Source organism: Dietzia sp. NCCP-2495, from assembly GCF_026011735.1.
GTDB lineage: Bacteria > Actinomycetota > Actinomycetes > Mycobacteriales > Mycobacteriaceae > Dietzia.
Window position 1 is genome coordinate 11,019 of record NZ_BRVN01000028.1, and the last position, 18,562, is coordinate 29,580.

Annotated in this window: 17 protein-coding genes; 8 read left to right on the forward strand and 9 right to left on the reverse strand. The window is 68.1% G+C overall.

The genetic code is table 11. The annotated features are described in order from the left end of the window. Nucleotides 1-420 precede the first annotated feature (420 nt). The 8 genes from OPF83_RS15725 (at nt 421) to OPF83_RS15760 (ending at nt 11,328) form a co-directional block, all read left to right on the forward strand. Entirely contained in the window at nt 421-1,356 is a 936-nt protein-coding gene (locus OPF83_RS15725; RefSeq protein ID WP_264888562.1) for an NUDIX hydrolase, read from the forward strand. Next, entirely contained in the window at nt 1,353-4,025 is a 2,673-nt protein-coding gene (locus OPF83_RS15730) for a hypothetical protein (RefSeq protein ID WP_264888563.1), read from the forward strand. Before OPF83_RS15725 ends, OPF83_RS15730 begins: the two co-directional genes overlap by 4 nt. Further along, the gene (locus OPF83_RS15735; protein ID WP_264888564.1) at nt 4,022-5,899 is read left to right on the forward strand and encodes a murein biosynthesis integral membrane protein MurJ; all 1,878 of its coding nucleotides are present in this window, start codon (nt 4,022-4,024) and stop codon (nt 5,897-5,899) included. The genes OPF83_RS15730 and OPF83_RS15735 overlap by 4 nt, the downstream gene beginning before the upstream one ends. A gap of 111 nt (nt 5,900-6,010) precedes the next feature. Then, nucleotides 6,011-7,777, forward strand: coding sequence for a protein kinase family protein (locus OPF83_RS15740; RefSeq protein ID WP_264888565.1), 1,767 nt, complete (start codon nt 6,011-6,013; stop codon nt 7,775-7,777). Nucleotides 7,778-7,879: 102 nt separating this feature from the next. Next, nucleotides 7,880-8,485: an RNA polymerase sigma factor SigM gene (sigM, locus tag OPF83_RS15745; protein ID WP_375546282.1), complete on the forward strand. Its 606-nt coding sequence runs from the start codon at nt 7,880-7,882 to the stop codon at nt 8,483-8,485. A 188-nt stretch (nt 8,486-8,673) separates the two neighbouring features. Continuing rightward, nucleotides 8,674-9,606, forward strand: a complete 933-nt coding sequence (gene trxB / locus OPF83_RS15750; protein ID WP_264888567.1) for a thioredoxin-disulfide reductase — start codon at nt 8,674-8,676, stop codon at nt 9,604-9,606. 32 nt (nt 9,607-9,638) lie between these two features. Then, entirely contained in the window at nt 9,639-9,983 is a 345-nt protein-coding gene (gene trxA, locus OPF83_RS15755; RefSeq protein ID WP_264888568.1) for a thioredoxin, read from the forward strand. Between the two features lie 154 nt (nt 9,984-10,137). Beyond that, entirely contained in the window at nt 10,138-11,328 is a 1,191-nt protein-coding gene (locus tag OPF83_RS15760) for an N-acetylmuramoyl-L-alanine amidase (RefSeq protein ID WP_264888569.1), read from the forward strand. Between the two features lie 333 nt (nt 11,329-11,661). Here OPF83_RS15760 and OPF83_RS15765 read toward each other — a convergent pair whose 3' ends face one another. From OPF83_RS15765 to rpmH, 9 genes are all read right to left on the reverse strand, one after another. Beyond that, a complete protein-coding gene (locus tag OPF83_RS15765) occupies nt 11,662-12,339 on the reverse strand; it encodes a hypothetical protein (RefSeq protein ID WP_264888570.1) in 678 nt (225 codons plus the stop codon). After that, on the reverse strand, nt 12,336-13,442 hold the full coding sequence (locus OPF83_RS15770) for a ParB/RepB/Spo0J family partition protein (protein ID WP_264888571.1): 1,107 nt from the start codon (nt 13,440-13,442) through the stop codon (nt 12,336-12,338). The genes OPF83_RS15765 and OPF83_RS15770 overlap by 4 nt, the downstream gene beginning before the upstream one ends. Further along, entirely contained in the window at nt 13,439-14,428 is a 990-nt protein-coding gene (locus tag OPF83_RS15775) for a ParA family protein (protein ID WP_264888572.1), read from the reverse strand. The genes OPF83_RS15770 and OPF83_RS15775 overlap by 4 nt, the downstream gene beginning before the upstream one ends. Nucleotides 14,429-14,553: 125 nt before the next feature. Further along, a complete protein-coding gene (gene rsmG, locus OPF83_RS15780; protein WP_264888573.1) occupies nt 14,554-15,324 on the reverse strand; it encodes a 16S rRNA (guanine(527)-N(7))-methyltransferase RsmG in 771 nt (256 codons plus the stop codon). 148 nt (nt 15,325-15,472) lie between these two features. Then, nucleotides 15,473-15,961, reverse strand: coding sequence for a R3H domain-containing nucleic acid-binding protein (locus OPF83_RS15785; RefSeq protein WP_309297799.1), 489 nt, complete (start codon nt 15,959-15,961; stop codon nt 15,473-15,475). A 129-nt stretch (nt 15,962-16,090) separates the two neighbouring features. Further along, nucleotides 16,091-17,287: a membrane protein insertase YidC gene (gene yidC, locus OPF83_RS15790; RefSeq protein WP_264888575.1), complete on the reverse strand. Its 1,197-nt coding sequence runs from the start codon at nt 17,285-17,287 to the stop codon at nt 16,091-16,093. Between the two features lie 13 nt (nt 17,288-17,300). Beyond that, complete coding sequence (yidD, locus tag OPF83_RS15795; protein WP_264888576.1) at nt 17,301-17,597, reverse strand: membrane protein insertion efficiency factor YidD; 297 nt, start codon at nt 17,595-17,597, stop codon at nt 17,301-17,303. Beyond that, a complete protein-coding gene (rnpA, locus tag OPF83_RS15800; RefSeq protein ID WP_264888577.1) occupies nt 17,594-17,959 on the reverse strand; it encodes a ribonuclease P protein component in 366 nt (121 codons plus the stop codon). The genes yidD and rnpA overlap by 4 nt, the downstream gene beginning before the upstream one ends. Nucleotides 17,960-17,976: 17 nt before the next feature. Next, the gene (gene rpmH, locus OPF83_RS15805) at nt 17,977-18,120 is read right to left on the reverse strand and encodes a 50S ribosomal protein L34 (protein WP_264888578.1); all 144 of its coding nucleotides are present in this window, start codon (nt 18,118-18,120) and stop codon (nt 17,977-17,979) included. Nucleotides 18,121-18,562: the final 442 nt, after the last annotated feature.

An 18,562-nucleotide genomic window follows, 5' to 3' on the forward strand; every position in this document is an offset into this window, starting at 1 on the left:
AGGCGTGGCCGGTAGCATCAATGGGTGTCCGAAGCCGATCATCCCGACAACCCGCGCGCACGAGCGCCGCGGCGACGTCGCGCGCATCGACCGGCCGGACCCGGTGCTCCCACCGGAAATTCCGCAGGTCAACGGCATGATCGCGGGTCCTCGGGCGCGTCTCGTGCCGGCGCGACCGGCGCCGAATCGGGCAAGTTCAAGCAAGGCGACCGGTCACGAACATCCGGTACGTCTAGTACATCCGGCACGCCCGGAAAGCCCGGAAAACCGGACCCGAACAACCAGAGCGCTCAGGGCAACCAGTCAGGCCAGACAGGCCAGGGCAACCGCGGCGGTCACGACGGTCAGGGCGGCCAGCAGCGTCAGGGCCGACGACGCCGGCGCGGCGGTCGCGGTCGCCGGGGCGGTCGCAACCAGGCGGTGACAACCGACACCCAGAAGCAGGGCGGCGAGTCGACCCACACCGTGAAGTCGGACGACGGCACCGCCGGCGCCACGTCCCGCCAGCCCCACCGGACCTCACGCGGCACGGGCCGCCCCAAGTCGGGCTCCGGCCATGCCACCTCCGCCAGCACCACCCGCTCCGGACCCCCTGCCCGTTCCGGCGGCAAGCCCGGCGCCACGTCCTCGGGGAAGAACCAGACCAAGAACCCCCGGGGCGCGCGGACCGGCAACCGCCATCCCCGCAGTGGCCAGCGCATGCGCACGGTGCTGGAGACCTCGGCCGGTGGCCTCGTCGTGCGCGGCCTCGCGCAGGCCGCCGCCGTGGAGCCGGAGCCGGATCTGTCGCGTCTGGAGGTCGCGCTGATCGGGCGGCTCGACCGTCGCGGCCGGATGCTGTGGTCAATGCCGAAGGGCCACATCGAGCCCGGCGAGACGATCGAGGAGACCGCGCGCCGCGAGGCCCTCGAGGAGACCGGCGCGGACAGCACGGTGCTCGGGCCGCTCGGGATCATCGACTACTGGTTCGTCGCCGAGGGCCGTCGGATCCACAAGACGGTCCACCACCACCTCATGCGTTACGACCACGGCGAACTCTGCGACGAGGACCCCGAGATCACCGAGGTCGCCTGGGTCGCCTTTGACGATCTGCCGCGCCGCCTGGCGTACCCGGACGAGCGGCGTCTCGTGGAGAAGGCGCGCACGCTCCTGCCTGAGATCGCCCGCGACGAGCTCGCCGGGCGTAACCCCGCACCGGCCGCGGCGCAGCAGGTGGACCCCTCCCGCCGCGCCGACGGCCCTGCGCCGGTCCGCCGGACCGGGCAGGGGAACCAGAGCGGCGCCGGAAAACGGAACACCGCCGCGAAACCAGGCGCCCGTCACCACGACGACGCACCGGAGGAGTCGACGTCGTGACCGACCGGCCGGGTGGGCGTGTGGCCAGGGCACTCATGCCGGTGGCGCTCAGCGCGGCTCTCGCCTCGGCGCCGATGTGGGGCGTCGCGGCCGTCGCTTCGGCACAGTCGATCACCCCGGAACAGGCCGCTGCGGCCGGCTACATCCCCAACCCCGCTCCGGCGCTGGCCTCGATCTCGATCGACGAGGTCAGTCCGCGTGTTCTGGACGGTTCCGCCCCGGCGGGTGGCGGCGCGATCGGGACCGATTCCGGCGTCCCGCTCATCACCGTGTCGGGCACCATCACCAACGTCGGCGACACCCCGCTCGAGGCCGTCGACGTGCGGCTCCAGCGCGGTCCGCGGGCGTCCGACGCGACGGCGGTGCGCGATCCGCTGGTGTGGTCGGAGCCGTCGTTCGGGCTGCGCGGGGAGTTCCAGCGCGTCACTGAGTCGCTCGGGCCGGGGGAGTCGATCACCTACAGCGTGTCCATGCCCGCGCGCGACATCCCCGGCCAGAGTTCGGAGTCTCTGCAGCTCACGGAGCCGGGCGTGTATCCGCTGCTCGTCAACGTCAACGGCACGCCCGAGGGCGGGGGACCGGCGCGACTGGACGACGAGCGCACCCTGCTGCCCGTCCTGGAGGTACCACGCGCGCCGGCGGAGCCGGCGGAACAGGGCGGTTCTGGTGGGCAGGACGGTTCCGGTGGTCCGGGCAGCACTGAACCCGACCGTGGGGACGACGACGAGGTCCCCGCCACCGGGCCGGCGGACGAACCGGGCCCCCTCCCGGCGTCCGTTCCGCTGACGGTCCTCTGGCCGCTGGCGGCCGCGCCGACCCGGATCTCTCCCGTTCCGGGGGTCGAGGGGCCGGACCCCGTCGTCATGTTGACCGATGGTTCCCTGCTCGATGAGCTGTCCGAGTCCGGGCGGTTGACGGGACTGGTGCGGGCTGCCGAGGAGGCGTTCTCCGGCACGGGCGGCGCGGATCTTCGGCGTGCGACGTGTCTCGCCGTGGATCCGGATCTCGTCGCCACGGTCGCGGACATCGCGGACGGCAGAAAGGTCCTCATCGACGGGAGCGACGACCTCGGCGGCGGACCCGCTGACTCGCGGGACCGTTCCGGAGATTCAGACGGCGACGCCGGGCGTCCGGCCCGTGCCTACGAACCCGACGACCCCGCCGCTGTCGCCACCGATGCCGCCCGATGGCTCGACGAGGTGCGTGCCGTGGCCGAGTCCGGATGTCTGGTCACCCTTCCCGCCGCGCAGGCGGATCTCGACGAGGTGGCACGGGTCGGTTCGCCCCTGCTCACCGGCGCCGCCCTCGACCGTCCGGGTTCGGTCGAGCGCATCCTCGGGGTGGAGCCGCAGGACGAGGTGCTCCTGCCCGCCTCGGGGACACTCGAGCCGGGCACCGCCACGGCCCTGTCGGCGGAGGACGCGACCGCGATCGTCGCCGCACCGTCGACCCGCGCCGACACCGGGGTGGTTCCGTCACCCGGGATGGTGGGGATCGCCGGGACCCCGGGACTGCGGGCGCTGACCTATTCGTCCGCGCTCGGTTCAGCACTCGCCGCCACCGGCGCGGAGCCGGAGAATCCGCGCTACTCGGACCCCTCGACGCGCTACTGGTTGACCGCTGATGCTCCCGCGTCCCGGCTCCAGGACGCACTCGCCGGCCTGCTGGCGCCGGTGATCGACGTCTCGGAATACGCCACGCCCACCGACGCCGCAGCACCAGCCCCCGGGACTCCCGCGGACTCCGCCCTGACGCACGGGGTCCTGGCGGTGCCGCCGCAGGTCTGGACCATCAACGGCACGCAGGCGGAGTCGCTGCTCAGCTCGCTGTCCGACCAGCTTTCCGCGGGGCGGATGCGCGCCCTGCCTCTGGCGGACCGGCTCGCCGGACCGGTGACCGTCCCCGACGGGTCGCTCGCCGACTTCCCGACCTCCGCCGCTGACCCCGGCGATGTGGATCCGTTCGCCGATGATCCGGCGGGGACGACCGACCGTCGGTTGGCGTCGGTTCTCGAGGGGGTCGGCACCCTGCACGCGCTCGTCGACACCTCTGATCCGACCTCGGCGGGCGCGACCGGGCATCTCGCGCCGTTGGTCGGTGACGCGCTGCGCGCGATCTCCGAGACCGGCAGACGTGCCGGAGGGGACGGCATGCTCGATTCCGGGACCGGGACGGCAGCGCGCCTGCGGGTCGCGCAGAGACTCGAGCGGCTCGGCGAGACGGTCACCGCGTCGCTCGGCAGGGTGGACCTCCTGCCGCCGGGCAGCGTGTTCACGATGGCCAGTCCCAACAGTCCGCTCCTGCTCGTCATCCGCAATCAGCTGCCGTTCCCGGTGCGCGTCAGGGTCGAGGTCACGGCGCCGGAGGGTCTGACAGTCGATCCGGGGGGACCGGTGCAGGTTCCCGCGTCCGGTTCCCGGACTCTCCAGGTCCCCACCCAGTCCGAGTACGACGACGGGGGCCGGCACATCGTGTCGTTCTCGCTCACGGGTCCGGACGGCACACCGCTCGCGAAGCCCGTGGAGTTGTCGGTGCAGACCGGAGGGTATCCGGTCGCGCAGGCGTTCGCGATCGCCGCGGCGGCGCTCGCCCTCGTCCTCTTCGGCCGCCGGTTCCTGCGCTACCGTCGTGGAATCCTCGACCCCGCGGATGAAGGGCATCGACCGTGAACGACGACCAGGGTTCTCTCCAGCCGGAGCTGCGCATCCCGGATCCCGGTCGTCGGAACAGGCGCCGCGAGGCCGGCAGCAGCGTGATCCCCGTCCGTCCGGTGGCGCCCCCACCGGACGCCGACTCGTTCGCGCCGGACTCCGCCGGCCCACCACACGCCGGCACGCAGCGCCCCGGAACAGACCCCGCCACCGAAGCAGGCCCCGACGACACCGCCGCCCCTCAACCCGGCGGCGGCACCGGCAGGCGCACCCGCGATTCCTCCAACGCCTCGCTGCTGCGCTCCACCGGGTCGATGGCCGTCGCCAACCTCGCGAGCCGCATCACCGGGTTCGTGCGGATGATCCTCATCCTCACGGTGCTCGGTCCGGCCGTCGCGTCGGCGTTCAACACCGCCAACACGCTTCCCAACATGATCACCGAGCTCGTCCTGGGCTCGGTGCTCACCGCCATGTTCATGCCCTTGTTGGCGAAATCGGCGCAGGAGGACCCGGACGGGGGAGTGTCGTTCCTCAGACGCTTGTTCACCGTCTCGGCCACGTTCGCCCTGGTCGTGACGGTGATCGCGGTGGCCTGTGCGCCACTGCTCACCGAGTTGAACCTCGGTGACGGCGAGGTCAACACCTCTCTGGCCACGGCGTTCGCGTTCCTGTTGCTGCCGCAGATCTTCTTCTACGGCGTGTTCTCGGTGATGCTCGCGGTGCTCAACTACAACGGTGTGTTCACCCCGGGCGCGTGGGCGCCGGTGTGGAACAACCTCGTGGCCATCGCGACGCTGGCCCTGTTCGCGGTGGTGGGCAACGGGATCGACCCGGCCGCGCCCGTGAACCTGCTCAGCTGGCCCATCCTGCTGCTCGGTCTGGGGACGACCCTGGGCGTGGTCGTCCAGGCGCTGGTCCTCGTCCCGTCCCTGCGCCGCGCAGGGGTCTCGCTGCGTCCGGAGTGGGGCCTGGACCCGCGCCTCAAGCAGTTCGGTGGCCACGCCCTGGCAGGTGTCACGTACGTGCTCATCTCGCAGGTGGGCCTGGTCATGACGAACCGGATCGGCTCCGCTGCCGACGAGGCCGCGATCGCGATCTACCAGACGTACTGGCTACTGCTGCAGGTCCCGTACGGGATCATCGGCGTCACGCTCCTCACCGCGATCAACCCGCGCCTGGCCGACAACGGCGTGGCGGGCCGCACCGACGCCGTTGTCCGCGACATCTCCCTCGGCACACGCCTGTCGCTGTTCGGCCTGCTCCCGATCATCGCGTTCATGACCGCGTTCGGTCCGGTCGTCGCGACCGGCCTGTTCCGGTACGGCAATTTCGACGCGCAGAGCGCCGACGTCCTGGGGATGACGCTGGCGTTCGGTGCGTTCACGCTCGTGCCGTACGCGATCGTCCTGCTGCAGCAGCGCGTCTTCTACGCCGGAGAGGACTACTGGACGCCCACGATCATGATCCTGGCGATCACGATCGTGCGCATCGTGCTGTCGCTGATCGTGCCGATGGTCGCGCAGGAGCGCTCGCACGTCGTCGTCGGCCTCGCCCTGGCGAACGGAATCGGCTGGGTGGTCGGCGCGGTGTCGGGGTACATCCTGCTGCGTCGGAACCTGGGACCGCTGCGGGGCCGGGAGACGCTGCGCTCGGCGGCGTGGACGCTCGGCGCGTCGGTGGTCGGTGCCCTCGCCGCCCTGCTGATCGACACGGTCCTGCCGATGGACGCGCTCACCGACTGGCTCGGCAGCATCGGTTTCGTGATCCGCGCCGGGATCGCCGGTGTGGTGACGCTGGCGGTGACCGGCCTCGTCCTGTCCCGCTCCGGGCTCCCCGAGCTCGAGTCCGTCACCCCCGTACTGCGCAGGGTCACGGGTCGATTCCGCCGATAGACCCGGGTTCCGCGAAGACCTGCCGGGTGCACCGAGGGCTGTACGTACACTCGGGACAATCACGGGCGACACCGGCAGGGGTGGTGTCGCAACGGGCGAGGAGGACACCGGGTGGGTCAGAGCAACGACGTCCCGGCACGCGATGTCCCGCCCACCCCGCCGCGTCTTGCGGCCGGTGGGCTGGTGGCGGGCGGCCGCTACGAGCTGCTCCGCCAGCATGGCGGGATGTCGGGTCAGGCCTTCTGGGAGGCGCGTGATCGTCGGTTGGACCGGCCCGTCGCGCTGACGTTCGTCGATCCGCTGCCGGGCGAGCAGCCCCCGGGATCGGCCACCGGGGTGTTGGACCGGACCGTCGCGCTGACGGGTGTGTATTCCGATGGTCTGGCGCGCGTGCTCGATGTGATCCGGGGTCGCGCGGGCGGGATCGTGGTCACCGAGTGGATCCCCGGACAGAGCCTGGCCGCCGCCGTCGCCTCGCCCGATCCCGATTCGGCCGTGCGTGCCGTGTGGGGTCTCTCGGACGCCGCGACCATCTCGGAGGAGAAGGGGCTGGTCCTGGGTCTGGACTCGCCGGACCGCGTGCGCCTCACCGAGGACGGGCGGGCCGTGCTCGCGTTCCCGGGCGTCCGGGCCGACGTGGATTCGCGGTCGGACGTCCGTGGGTTGGGTGCGGTGCTGTACGCCCTGCTCACCGGCGCGTGGCCGATGGATCTGCCGGAGGGATCCGACGCGCATGGTCCGGTCGACGGGCGCCCGGGGGCGGCCGAGCGTGACGACGACGACCTCGTCGATCCCACGGTCGCCGGTTCCGGGGTGGCGCCGGATTCGGCCGTCCTCGCGATGCGGTCTCTCGACGGCACGGCGGTGAGCTCGGCCGCCACCGTCCGGGCGATGGTTGCCAGTGAGCTCGGTTCGGTGCCCGGCTCGACGTCGGCCGCCCGGCCCGCTGGGGCTGGTAGCGGCGGCGCGGCCGGGTCCGGCCAGGCTCCCGGCCAGTCGGCAGGCCGGTCAGCGGGCCTCGGTTCCTCCACCGGGACCGACCTCGGAACCAACCGCGGAGCCGACCTCGGAGCCGGCACCTCCGGCGACGCGTCGGACTCCGAGCACTGGTTCACCTCGGCGGAGCCGACGGATCCCGATGTGCAGAAGCGTCGCTGGCAGATCATGGCCGGTGTCAGCGCCGCTGCGGTGGTGGCGATCGTCGTGCTGGCGGTGTGGATGCTCGGCGCGTTGGGCGGGGACAGGAACGACACGCCGCTGTCGGCGCAGCTCGACGCGATCGAGCGCGCGGCCCAGGCCAGTCGTGAGTCGGCAACGGCGTCGCCGCAGGCCGAGGGATCCGGGGACGGTTCCGGGGCCTCCGGGTCGGACAACGAGGACGATGCAGAAAAGGACGACGCGGCCGAGAAGAAGGCCGACGCGTCGCCGATCGAGGTCTCCACCGTGACCAGCTGGCAGCCCGCCGCGTCCAACGGCAATGCCGAGAACAGCGGGAGCGCGCCGAACGTGGTGGACGGCGACCCGTCGACATCGTGGTCCACGGACACCTACCGTGACCAGTTCGGCACCGGTCCGGGCGCGTTCAAGCCCGGTATCGGCCTGATGCTGACCCTCGACGAGGCGGCCGAGGTCCGGGTGCTCGAGCTGTCGGCCGAGGAGGACATCCGTTTCGAGGTACGCGCCTCGGAATCCGCCAACCCGACCTCCCTCGACGACACCACCCGACTCGGCTCCGGCCGGGTCAGCGACGGCGAGGCGACCGTCGAGATCGACGCCCCGGAGGAGGCCGAGTACATCCTCGTGTGGATCACCCGGCTCGGCACCGCCGGACCGCAGGCGTACAACGCGACCGTCTCCGAGGTCGAGCTCCTCGGCTGACGCTCTGTCGGCTGAAGCTCTGTCGGGTGCGCTCAGGCGGGTGCTTACAGTCAGGCGCATTCAGGAGGGTGCAGTCCCCACACGGGCGGGGAGCGCACTAACGTGATCGCCGTGAACACCGGGGACTCCGCTGCTGACGTGGCGACGCCTGCCCTCCAGACCCCGGAGCGCTCCGACGCCGATCTGCTCGACGCGCACGTGGCCGGCGACCCGGACGCGTTCTCGATCCTCGTCCAGCGGCACTACGACTACCTGTGGCGCCTGGCGATCCGCACCTCGTTCAACCGCGACGACGCCGCGGAGGCCATCCAGGAGGCCCTCGTGTCGGCCTTCCGTCGGGCCGACACCTTCCAGCACGCCTGCCCAGTCCGGGGCTGGCTGTACCGCATCGTGGTCAACGCCTGCCTCGACAAGATGCGCGCGCAACGTCTGCGCTCCCACACCCAGCTCACCCCGTCGCTGCACGAACAGGTCACCCTGCGTGACCATTTCCACCAGGACCCCGCCTACGCGATCATCGTGGCGGAGGCGTTGTCGGAGCTGCCCCACGACCAGCGTGACGCCGTCGTCGTCGTCGACATGTTGGGCTGCACGGTCGCCGAGGCCTCCCACCTCCTCAACATCCCTCCCGGCACTGTCAAGAGTCGGTGCTCACGCGGACGCGACAAGCTCAGCGTCCTCCTCGAGGGCGTCTCGGTCACCCAGTAGGCCGGCTCGCCACCCACGTCACACCCGTCCCCACCCCGCCGCCGGGAACAAGGCGCCCGCCCGCGGTGTTATGCGGTGTGGAGTTGTGCCGGGTGGAGTTCAGCCCCGACGGTCCTGACAGGATCATCGCCAGAACCAGCCCACAACTGCGAGCCCGACTGCTGCCGGCGAAGGAGCCAGAAGAAGCAATGAGCGAGACCATCCACGACGTCATCATCGTCGGATCCGGCCCGGCCGGGTACACCGCCGCCATCTACTCCGCGCGCGCCGAGCTCAAGCCGCTGGTGTTCGAGGGGTCGCAGTTCGGCGGCGCGCTCATGACCACCACCGACGTCGAGAACTTCCCCGGCTTCGCCGAGGGCATGATGGGCCCCGACCTCATGATGCAGATGCGCGAGCAGGCCGAGAGGTTCGGCGCCGACCTGCGCATGGAGGACGTCACCGGCCTCGAGCTGACCGGCGACATCAAGACCGTGCGCGTCGGAGACGACGAGTACAAGGCCCGCGCCGTGATCCTCGCGATGGGCGCCGCCGCCCGCTACCTCGGCATCCCGGGGGAGCAGGAGTACCTCGGCCGGGGTGTCAGCTCCTGCGCCACCTGTGACGGGTTCTTCTTCCGCGACAAGCCGATCGTCGTGGTCGGCGGTGGCGACTCCGCGATGGAGGAGGCCACGTTCCTCACCAAGTTCGGCTCGTCCGTGACCATCGTCCACCGCCGCGAGGAGTTCCGCGCCTCCAAGATCATGCTCGAGCGTGCGCGCGAGAACGAGAAGATCACCTTCATCCTCAACACCGCCGTCGACGAGGTCGTCGCCGGGGAGAACGGCTCGGTAGAGAAGCTGAAGCTGCGCGACACCGTGACCGGTGAAACGAGCGAGTTGGAGACCGCCGCGATGTTCGTGGCGATCGGCCACGACCCCCGGTCCGAGCTGGTACGTGACCAGGTCGAGGTCGACGACGACGGCTACGTCCTCACCGGCCAGACCACCGCCACGTCCATCCCCGGCGTCTTCGCGTGTGGCGACCTCGTCGACCACCGTTACCGCCAGGCCATCACCGCCGCCGGCTCCGGCTGCTCCGCGTCTATCGACGCCGAGCGCTGGCTCGCCGAGCAGGCCTGACCCCACCCCTACCCACCGAAAGGACCACCAACATGGCCGCCACCCCCAACATCGTCAACGTGACCGAATCGGACTTCTCCGAGTCCGTCCTCACCGCGAGCGGTTCCAAGCCCGTCCTCGTGGACTTCTGGGCGACGTGGTGCCGTCCGTGCACCATGATGGCCCCGGTCCTCGACGAGCTCGCCGGCACCGAGTCCGACAAGCTCACCGTCGCCAAGGTCGACGTGGAGGCCAACCAGGAGCTGGCCGCCGAGTACCAGATCACCGCCATCCCGGCGATGCTGCTGTTCTCCGAGGGCAAGGTCGTCAAGCGCATCACCGGCGCCAAGTCCAAGGCCGCTCTCCGGACCGAACTCGGCGACGTGCTGGAGGGCTGATCCGGAGGGCAGATCCAGACGCCGCCACGCGGGTCGATAGTGGCGAGGACCGCACCGGCAGGGATCGACTCCCGGCCGGTGCGGTCCCGGCATCTGTGGGTCATAGACGGTAAGTTCGAGCGGTATCTGATCCACATTGAGCAGGAGGAACCATATGGCGTGGCGTCGTGGTGATCGCGGGCCCGAGGTGGCCGCAATCCGGGCCACTCTCGCGGGTATGGGGCTTCTGCACAACATTGACTCCGTGGGCCTCACCGAGCCTGAAACCGGGTCCGCCCTCGCGCGCACGGACGCGGTCTTCGATGCGGACCTCGAGGCCGCCGTTCTGGCCTTCCAGCAGGCGCGGGGTCTGATCTCCGACGGAATCGTGGGGTCGTCCACCCAGGCCGCCCTCACCGATGCGAGCCACAAACTCGGTACGCGCGACCTGAGCTACATCGTCTCCAAGCCGATGGCCGGCGACGACGTCGCCCAGCTCCAGCGGCGACTCGGTGAGCTCGGCTTCTACACCGGTCCCGTCGACGGCACGTTCGGTGCCCTGACCCACGGCGCGGTGACGGACTTCCAGCGGGACTGTGGGCTGCCCTCGGACGGGATCGTGGAGTCGGAGACCATCGCGACGCTCGGCCGCTTCTCGACGCTGTTCAAGGGCGGTGACGTCTCGTCTCTCGTCGAGAAGGAGCGAGTCCGCACCTCCGGTCCGATGCTCGCGGGCAAGCGCATCGTCCTGGATCCAGGTCCGAGTGGCTCCGAGAACCCCATCCGGATCGAGACACCGACCGGCACGATCACCGATGCCGAGTTGCTGTGGGACATCACCAGGCGACTGTCCGAGCGGATGAACCAGGCCGGTGTCGAGGTGTTCCTCTCCCGGCCCGAGGCGATGATCCCCACCGATCCGGAGCGCGCCGAGATCGCCAACGCGTTCAACGCGGACCTGGTGATCTCCCTGCGACTCGACCGCCACCCCGGTTCCGTCGGCGACGGCGTCGCGACGTTCTACTTCGGGAACTCGCTCGGCGCCGAGTCGATGTTGGGGGAGGCCCTGTCCGGCTTCGTGCAGCGGGAGATCGTCAGCCGTACCCCGCTTCGTGACTGCCGTACCCACGGTCGGAGCTGGCCGATCCTGCGGATGACGCGGATGCCGTCGATCCAGATCTATCTGGGGTACGCCCACAGCGCGAAAGACGTCGCGATACTCGGGGACCGCCAATCGCAGGACACGATTATCGACTCGGTACTGGTCGCCGTGAAGCGCCTCTACCTCCTCGATGCGGATGATCATCCGACCGGTTCGATGTCCGTCGACGACGTGATCAACTTCGAACAACGTCAGCAGGACTGACGGTCATGCCGTCCTGAGGGCGCTGCACGGCCCGGCTCTGCACGGCGCAGCCCTGAGCGGCGCAGCCCCGCACGAGACCGTCAACGAGAAACGCTCCGGACTCCCTGAGGAATCCGGAGCGTTTTCTCTTTCGTGGCTCATTCTGGATGTTGACTTGTTCTGGACGTCGGCTTGTTAGGGGAAATCGCCTGCCTCCGACCTTTTCCGACCCGTGGCTCTACACACGTATCCCACCGACGGCACCTGTCAGCGGGTGACGCCGTCAACGGACGTAGAGGCCTGCGTGCGTCACGCGGTGGTCGAGCGGATGCGCTCTCCGACAGCGACCGTGCCTCACGACTGTGGCGACCCGGTCACCACAGTCGCTCCCGAGAGCACTCCGAGTTCCCGGGTGAAGATCCCCCCCTCCGCGAAGAGTTGATCCAGAGCGCGTTCGACGTCGGCTTTCCAGAGATGCTCACTGTCGAGGTCCAGGCGGAGGCGGGGATGAGTCTCATGATCCGCAACCACGGTGAACCCGTGCTCGAGCAGGAAGCTCGTTGAGGCCACGCAGCTCGATGCCCCACACCCGTCACGTGACGCTTCCACCCCGGTGTCCTGGGATGTCAACCCGAAGGCTTCGATCGCCTTGATTCCGCGGCCTCTCAGGTCCACCACGACGGCATCGAGGAGTGCGGTGAGCATCCCGGGAGGGGCGTCGTTCTCCACGGACATCCCGGCCACGAGGATCGCGTCCGCCGCGACCGGACCGCTGGGGAAGCAGGTCGCCCTGGGCACCATTCCAGGCGGTGCATAGAAAACAGCGCCTGCAGGGCGTTCCGCGTGACTGGCTATCTGGCCGCACACACCCCACTCGAGAGTGACGTGCGATATCCATGCTTCCTTCTCGAACTCCGGGTCACCCGGCGCCTCTTGACTGTCTCTACCGTCGGTCTGCCAGTAGACGCAGCGTCGGGCACGGTCGCCCAACTGGTCGAGCGCCGAGAAGTCGAGAGAACGGATGGTGATCATCGTGCTGTTCCGGCCGGCCCACCCTCGAGTAGTGCGAGCACGCGCGCGAGATCGTCAGCGTCTCCGACGTCGATCGTGATCTTTCCCTTGCGGCGTCCCATGGCGACCGAGACCGTGGTCTCGAACCGATCGGACAAGCGACCGGCGACCGCCTCCAGCTCTGGATTCCGCTGGCGTCCTCGGGGCGTGGGACGAGGCTTGCCCTTGTCGTGGTCGCCGTCGCGATTGGCCAGGGTGACGATCTCCTCCGTCGCCCGGACCGACAGCCCTTCGGCCACGATGCGCGCTGCCAACTCGTCCTGAGCGGCCGCTCCCGCCTCGAGACCGAGAAGTGCTCGGGCGTGCCCGGCGGACAGGACTCCTGCCGCGACCCGCCTCTGGACCGCGGTGGGGAGCTGGAGTAGTCGGATGCTGTTGGTGATGGCCGGACGAGACCGGCCGATCCTCGACGCGAGCTCGGACTGGGTCACCTCGAACTCGTCCAGCAACTGCTGGTATGCCGCCGCCTCTTCGAGTGGGTTCAGCTGGACTCGGTGGATGTTTTCCAGGAGGGCGTCGCGAAGGAGGTCCTCGTCCTCCGTCTGTCGAACGATCGCGGGGATGGTCTCCAGCTCCGCACGCTGGCTCGCTCGCCAGCGGCGCTCACCCATGATCAGCTGGTAGTCGCCATCGCTCATCTCGCGAACCACAATCGGCTGAAGCAGGCCGAATTCCTTAACCGAGTGGGCGAGCTCAGTGAGCGCCTCCTCGTCGAAGGTCGTCCGTGGCTGCTTCGGATTGGGCCGGATCGCCGACGGTGCGATCTCGCGATAGACGGCGCCCGGATCGACGAGCTCCGGAGTTTCACGTGAAACGGTTTCACGTGAAACGTCGGACTCGCCGGATGCGTCATGACGCTCGTCAGCTTCCGGCTTGGATGAACCGGTCCGCTTCCCGGCCTGTCCAGTCGAGCGGGGGCGCGGGGGAGTGGTCCGCGGGCCGGTAGTACGTGGGCCGAGAATGACGTCCGCGGCGTCATTGCCCAACCGGGGACCCTCGTCGGGACCAGTCGGGATCAGAGCGGCGAGGCCACGTCCCAGTCCACCTTTACGCTGCTGACTCATCGGTCACCCTTCACACCATCGTCTCCGTCAGCCTCAGCCAACGCGTCAACCTGATCTTTGCCGCGCTCGCCTGAGCGATCCACATGGTCGGACGCTTCGTCATCGTCCCCGTGCACGTTGGCAGGATCGCGGCCGTTGAGTTCACTGGCCGCATCGAGATAGGCCAATGCACCCCGGGATCCAGCGTCGTACTGAAGGATCGTCATTCCGTATCCGGGCGCCTCCGACACCTTCACGCTCCGGGGGATCACCGTCCTCAAGACACGGTCCCCGAAATGCGCCCGGACTTCCCCGGCCACCTGTTCTGCGAGCTTGGTACGTCCGTCGTACATCGTGAGCATGATCGTGGAGATGTCGAGAGCGGGGTTGAGATGCTGTTTGATCAGTTCGACGTTGCGCAGTAGCTGCCCGACTCCCTCCAACGCGTAGTACTCACATTGGATGGGGATCAAGACCTCCTGCGCGGCGACCATCGCGTTGACAGTGAGCAAGCCCAGAGAGGGCGGGCAGTCAACGAACACGTAGTCGATACCTAGCGAGGCAAGGTCGTCCTTGTTGAGGACCTCGGCTAGTCGTCTTTCCCGATGATCGAGACCGACGAGTTCGATCTCCGAGCCAGCCAAGTCGATCGTTGCCGGGATGCAGAACAGTCTCTCCGCATGCGGACTCTGCTGCATGAGGTCTTCCGCGGCCTCTTCCCACATGAGCAGCTCGTAGCTGGAGGGGGTGCCCTCGCGATGATCGACTCCGAGCGCGGTGCTGGCATTACCCTGTGGATCCATATCGATCACCAAGACTCCCAGCCCGCGGAGTGCCAACGCGGCTGCGAGGTTGACCGTCGATGTGGTCTTGCCGACGCCACCCTTCTGGTTTGCGATCGTAATGATCCTGGTCTCGGACGGACGCGGCAGTGAAGGCGCGTCGCCGCGGAGCACCTCGCTCGCCTGCCTCGCGGCGGCGAAGATCGGGGTCTCGTCGTCGGACATTCATCACCTTTCGGCTCGCAGAGCACGGGCTCTGATCATGGTCGCTGCGGAAAAGTCGTGATCGTCGTCGCTCATGTGCTGTCAGTGTTTCACGTGAAACCGACATCATCGGCTCCCCAGTGCGTCTACTTCCGCCGGCGTCCGGCAGATCCCTTCGGGCGGGATCCCCGCTTGCCCATCTTAGTCCCCAGCGTGGCAATGACCAGCCTCGTCTCCTCAGCGTCCGGCGCAGCGACAACCTCGACACGCGAATCGTGGAAGCCGAGCTTGCGAAGTGCCGCAGAATCACGCTCAATCTCCTCCGCAGCGGACGATCCCTTGAGGGCGACCATTCGGCCCCCAGTACGGAGTAGAGGTGCGGACCAGCCCGCCAGCTTTGCCAGGGGCGCCACGGCCCGGGAGGTCACGACGTCAGCTCCACCCGCTGCATCAATGATCGCCTTCGCCTCCGCTCGTCCCCGAATGACACGAACATCGATTCCCAAGACATCGATGATCTCTTGGAGGAAGGTGGCTCGTCGGAGCAGCGGTTCGACGAGCGTGATCGCAAGGTCTGGTCGGGCGAGTGCGAGTGGGATCCCGGGGAGACCGGCCCCGCTGCCAATATCCACGACCGACTCTCCATCGTTCAGATGCGACGCTCCGGCGGCGCAGTTGAGTACGTGTCGATCCCAGAGCCGTGGCCGCTCACGAGGACCCATGAGTCCGCGCTCCAGGCCAGCAGTGGACAAGAACTCGACATATCGGATCGCCATATCCGCCCTGTCCCCGAACACCTGCTCGACACTGTCTGGCGTGGGAGGGGTGTCATCTAGGATTCCGCCCGACGTACCGCCAATGCCGTCACGTGACGCTTCGTCACCCTTGTGATCCTTCATCGTTTTCTCGACCTCCATTTCGTTCGGCCCAACGGTTTCACGTGAAACCGTCCACCGAATTACACACTTGTGACTAACTCTGGGGATAACCAGCTCGACCGGGTGTCCGGGAAATAAGTCAGGGGTGCGGGAGACCACCCGCACCCCTGAACCACTCCGGCGACCGCTATGCCCGCAGCACCACGACGCGGCGATGTGGCTCAACACCAGTCGAATCGGAATCGACCCCGTCGATCTCCGCGATCGCATCGTGAACGATCTTCCGCTCGAACGGACTCATGGGGTCCATCTCCTCCGGATCCGCAGACTCGAGCACACGCTTCGCCACCACCCGGGCTGCCTCTGTGAGGGCCTCGCGCTTCGCCGCGCGCCACCCGGCGATGTCCAACATGAGCCTGCTGCGATCGCCGAGCTCTTGCTGCACGGCCAGACGCGTCAGTTCCTGAATAGCATCGAGGACCGCACCGTCGGCACCCACGAGGGTGTCCAGGTCGTCCCCACCGTCGATACTGACGACCGCGCGGTCGCCCTCGACGTCCATGTCGATGTCCCCATCGAAATCGAGGATGTCCAGGAGCTGCTCGAGGTAGTCGCCGGCAACCTCCCCTTCCTCGACCAGGCGCTCCTCGGACACCTCGATATTTTTCTTCGACATGGACATGCCTCCATCGTGACCGCCGATCGCCGACCCCGTCCGGAGTGGCGAATACCTACACCAAGTATGGGACAAGGTCCCCGATGCCGGGGCATCGGGGACCTTGTCGGTGTGACCACTTTCAGTCGGTCAGCGCTTCTTCTTCTTTTTCTTGCCCTTCGACGAGGAGCCGGAAGACTTCTGCGCGGGTCTGGTCCGATTTCCACCGGGAGCCTGCGGCTTCTGACCCGGGCGTGGTTTGGCGCCGGGTTGAGGTGCTGTCGGGGTCGCCGGGGGAGTGTCGACGACGTCGACGCCCGCACGTGCGTTCTCGACCGGCTGGCCGGCCTTCGCGCCACCGCCCTGTGCGCCAGTGGCGCCGGGACGTGCCTTCTTGGGATTGACGGGCTTGACGCCGACCTTGGGCGCGAGAGCCTTCTGCTCCTCGCGACGTTCGAGGGCAGCGGCGTCATCCTCCTTGGCCATCTTCTCGTACAGGAAGTACTGCTGACCGAGGGTCCACAGGTTGTTGGTGACCATGTAGACGAGAATCGCCATGGGCCAGAACGCACCCGTGACGAGGATGCCCACAGGGAACGCCCACAGCATGAGCTGGTTCATGATCTTCGCCTGCGGGTTCGCCGCGGCTTCAGGGGACTGGCGGGACAGCGAGATCCGGGCGTTGAGATGCGTGGTCACCGCCGAGACGATCATCAGCGGCACGGCGACCAGGATGATGTTCCACCGCGCGAAGTCGAGCATCGCGCCGGGCTCGACGAAGGCCTGGAACTGCTCAACCGGCTGCGAGATGAACGAGGACAGTGGAGCACCGAACAAACGAGCGTCGAGGAAACTCTGGACCTCATCAGCGTTGAAGACGTAGTTGCCGGTGTTCCTCGTCTCCTCGGCGGTCATACCCAGCGCACCGAACTGCTCGCCCATGCGGTTGAACGACCGCAGGACGTGGAACAGTCCGAGGAACACCGGGATCTGGATGAACATCGGCAGGCAGCCGAGCAGTGGGTTGAACCCCTCTGCCTTCTGCAGCTTGCGGGTCTCCACCGCGAGCTTCTCGCGGTCATTCTTGTACCGCTTCTGCAGCTCCTTCATCTTGGGCTGCAGCTCTTGCATCTTGCGGGAGAACCGGATCTGCTTCGCCGCAGGCCAGAAGAGAATCACGCGGAGGGTGACGACCAGGAACACGACAGAGAGCGCCCAGATGACGCCGTTGGAGTCGGAATTGGTCACCCACGGCAGCAGGTCGCCGAGGAACGCGAAGATCTTGTGCCAGAACCAGAGGATCCCGGAGATCGGGTAATAGACCAGAGGGTCCGTGATGAACGACATGGGTGGTGAAGTCCTAGCTTCGTTCGGAGGGGGTCGGGTGCTCAGTCGGTCCGCGGCCACAGTCGGGTGCGCGCGGCTCGGGAACGCGGTCCCAGCCACCGGGGGTCCACGGTCCGCACCGTAGAAGGCGCCACACGGAGAGCCACGTCCCGTACCAAGCACCGTGCACGCGAACGGCTTCCACCGCATAGGCGCTGCACGACGGTTGGAAGCGGCAGCTCGGAGGTGTGAGCGGGGAGATCCCCTTCTGATAGAAGTCGAGCATCCACAACAGGATGCGAGCCACGATGCCCGGTTTGGACTCGGTCATGACCGCTCCTGCCTGGCTCGAGCAGTGGCCACCTCGAGGGCCTTGCTGAAATCACGGGCGAGGTCGTCGTGTGACGCAGTAGCCGAGGCCGGATTGGCGCGAATGACGACCATCAGGTCGGATTCGACGCCGGACATCAGCTGCGCCGCGATATGACGGAGCCGCCGGCTGACTCGGTGACGGGTCACCGAGTCGCCGACGGCTTTACTCACGACGAGCCCGAAACGGGGACCGCCCACGCGGAACTCCGAAGAGTCCACGTGGGCGTGAACCACCATGGTGCGACGGCCCTTCCTGGCACCCCGACGGACCACCGTCGCGAAATCCGCGGAACGGTGGAGCCGGTGCGGCCCGGGAAGCACCCGCCACCCGGCCGGGATCAGGCCGTCAGCGAAGCGCGGCCCTTGCGACGACGAGCGGCGACGATGCCGCGTCCGGCGCGAGTGCGCATACGGAGACGGAAGCCGTGCACCTTGGCACGACGACGGTTGTTCGGCTGGAAAGTCCGCTTGCCCTTTGCCATGGTTGGCTCCTTACATGAAGTCGGCGCCGTTGCCGACACGCGATCGAGACGTCGTCGAAGAACCACTGACGGCGGCACCACGACGCGCCGCACGCCGTACAGGCGCGCGACAGACTGTTCAAGGTTACGCGGAGAAGCCGCTCGCCACCAAACTGTGTAATCACATTGGCCTCTTCATTACCACTTCGCAGGCAATCCCGACACGCTGACGGCCGTGATGCTTGACTTCCGGCCTCCACCTGTTCTTGAGGGTTGCCTAGGCGTTCATGGTGTTGTTACCGTCGTCCAACATTGAGCCCGCCGGGCCACTACCGCGAACCACAGAACTGGGAGCGACAAGCACTCGGCAGTTGCACTGAAGAAGCCAGGAACGATCGCCCTCGACCAGGGCGGTGGTCCCTCATTTCACAGCTGTGGACAACGGTGTGGATATCCCAGTGGA

Bases quoted from the DNA above. Each gene is read 5' to 3' on its own strand.
- trxB (WP_264888567.1), top strand. From the start codon at position 8,674: ATGAGCGAGACCATCCACGACGTCATCATCGTCGGATCCGGCCCGGCC.
- trxA (WP_264888568.1), top strand. From the start codon at position 9,639: ATGGCCGCCACCCCCAACATCGTCAACGTGACCGAATCGGACTTCTCC.
- OPF83_RS15760 (WP_264888569.1), top strand. From the start codon at position 10,138: ATGGCGTGGCGTCGTGGTGATCGCGGGCCCGAGGTGGCCGCAATCCGG.
- OPF83_RS15765 (WP_264888570.1), bottom strand. From the start codon at position 12,339: ATGATCACCATCCGTTCTCTCGACTTCTCGGCGCTCGACCAGTTGGGC.
- OPF83_RS15770 (WP_264888571.1), bottom strand. From the start codon at position 13,442: ATGAGTCAGCAGCGTAAAGGTGGACTGGGACGTGGCCTCGCCGCTCTG.
- OPF83_RS15775 (WP_264888572.1), bottom strand. From the start codon at position 14,428: ATGTCCGACGACGAGACCCCGATCTTCGCCGCCGCGAGGCAGGCGAGC.
- rsmG (WP_264888573.1), bottom strand. From the start codon at position 15,324: ATGGAGGTCGAGAAAACGATGAAGGATCACAAGGGTGACGAAGCGTCA.
- OPF83_RS15785 (WP_309297799.1), bottom strand. From the start codon at position 15,961: ATGTCGAAGAAAAATATCGAGGTGTCCGAGGAGCGCCTGGTCGAGGAA.
- yidC (WP_264888575.1), bottom strand. From the start codon at position 17,287: ATGTCGTTCATCACGGACCCTCTGGTCTATTACCCGATCTCCGGGATC.
- yidD (WP_264888576.1), bottom strand. From the start codon at position 17,597: ATGACCGAGTCCAAACCGGGCATCGTGGCTCGCATCCTGTTGTGGATG.
- rpmH (WP_264888578.1), bottom strand. From the start codon at position 18,120: ATGGCAAAGGGCAAGCGGACTTTCCAGCCGAACAACCGTCGTCGTGCC.